The organism is Parafrankia elaeagni (genome assembly GCF_000374165.1).
Taxonomy (GTDB): Bacteria; Actinomycetota; Actinomycetes; order Frankiales; family Frankiaceae; genus Parafrankia; species Parafrankia elaeagni.
In genome coordinates this window covers 1-1,717 of record NZ_KB893696.1, presented here as the reverse complement: position 1 = coordinate 1,717, position 1,717 = coordinate 1, and the positions used below count along the sequence as shown (strand labels likewise).

The window sequence follows — 1,717 nt, the reverse complement described above, 5'->3', positions numbered from 1 at the left end:
GAGGGAAAATGAGGTGACTGGTGGTCGTGACGGGCCCACGGCGCTGGTGACCACGCTGGAACGGGCAAGGCCAGGTGGTGACCGCGCTGGGACAGGGCGCGTCGGTGCCGGGGCCACGCCGAGTCACCCACTGCCTGGGGCGCGGGGCGTTGGCGGGCGGGCTGACGCCCGCCGTGGGCTGGGCCCGGGCATGGGTGACGCTGTGTTCAGTTCCTTGTCAGGCAGCTCTCGCGGGGCCGGTGGGCGGTGCCGGCCGTTTGGTGAGGACTACGTCGTAGCCGAGCGAGTTCATCTGGGCGGCCAGCCGTTGGGCGTGGCGGTCGGGGTCCTGGCGGCGGGTGAAGTAGTCGGCGCCGAGGTCCTGGTAGGGCTCGCCCCGGCTGAGCATGTGCCAGACGGCGACGAGGATCGAGTGCTCGACGGCGACCCGGGCCTTGGCGGAGCCTCTGTTGGCCTTGATCCGCTTGTACTGGGCGGACAGGTAGGTGCCCCTGGTCCTGGAGGCGGCGCGGGCGGCTTCGTGCAGGTGCAGGCGCAGCCATTTGGATCCCTTGCGGGTCTTGCCGCCCTTGGACCTGCCGGCGGACTCGTGCTGGCCGGGGCAGCGGCCCGCCCAGGACGCCAGGTGCCCGGCGGTCGGGAACACCGACATATCCGGGCCGATCTCGGCGAGTAGGCACTGCGCGGTGCGGCGGTCAACCCCGGGGATCGTGTCCAGCAGGGCGACCTTCGCCTCGAAAGGGGCGATCACCCGGTCGATCTCGGTCGAGAGCCGGTCGATCGCCTCGTCGAGGTAGTCCAGCTTCGCGAGGATCTCCCCGATGATCAGGCCGTGGTGGCCGGTGAAGAACCCGTTCAGCGCCTCCCGCAACGCCGGGATCTTGCTGCGCAGCCGGCCACGGGCCAGTTCCGAGAGCACCTCCGGGTCGGTCGTGCCAGCGATCATCGACTCGAGGATCGCCCGACCGGACACCGTCAGGATCGACGACGACACCGACGACAGCTTGATCCCCGCGTCCTGCAGGAACTTGTCAAGGCGCTGGACCTCCCGGGTCCGCTCCTCGATCTGCGCCTTGCGGTAGCGGGTCAGATCCCGCAGCTCCCGGACCGGCTGCGGTGGCACGAACGACGGGCGGACCAGGCCGTACTCGACGAGCTCTGCGATCCACTGGGCGTCGGCCGCGTCGGTCTTGCGGCCCGGGACGTTGCGCATGTGCCGGGCGTTGAGCAGCCAGCACTCGCCGATCGCGTCCTCGAGGATGTGGAAGACCGGTCTCCAGTACACGCCGGTCGACTCCATCCCGACCCGGGTCACCCCCAGACCGGTCAGCCAGTCACGCAGACCCAACAGCTCCCGGGTCGTCGCCCCGAACGTGTGCAGCCGGACATCGACCGGCCCACCCGGCACCTCGGTGATCCGCACACAGGCGACGATCTCGTCCTTGTGCACGTCCAAGCCGGCGCACCGCGCGACCTGCGCTTCCATACGACCCCCTACAGGCCATCCCGACAGAAAAGGTGGCCACCCGGAGGGGATCCAGTGATCAAAGAGTCTAGAGGTCGCGCTCGAAGCGGCAGTCCCACGTGCCTGCAGATCCCCACGTCACACTAATGGACGGGCTCCAACCTTCGGCACCAAGGAGGCCCGACGTCATCCGGGTGACCACGGACATTTTCCGTCGCCCCATGTGGCCGGCGGACGCCGGCCCCGGTCACT

1 protein-coding gene is annotated in these 1,717 nt (G+C 69.5%); it reads right to left on the bottom strand.

All coding sequences use genetic code 11. The features are described 5' to 3' along the window. Nucleotides 1-217: 217 nt before the first annotated feature. Complete coding sequence (locus tag B207_RS0106025) at nucleotides 218-1,486, bottom strand: IS110 family RNA-guided transposase (RefSeq protein ID WP_018635626.1); 1,269 nt, start codon at nucleotides 1,484-1,486, stop codon at nucleotides 218-220. Nucleotides 1,487-1,717: the final 231 nt, after the last annotated feature.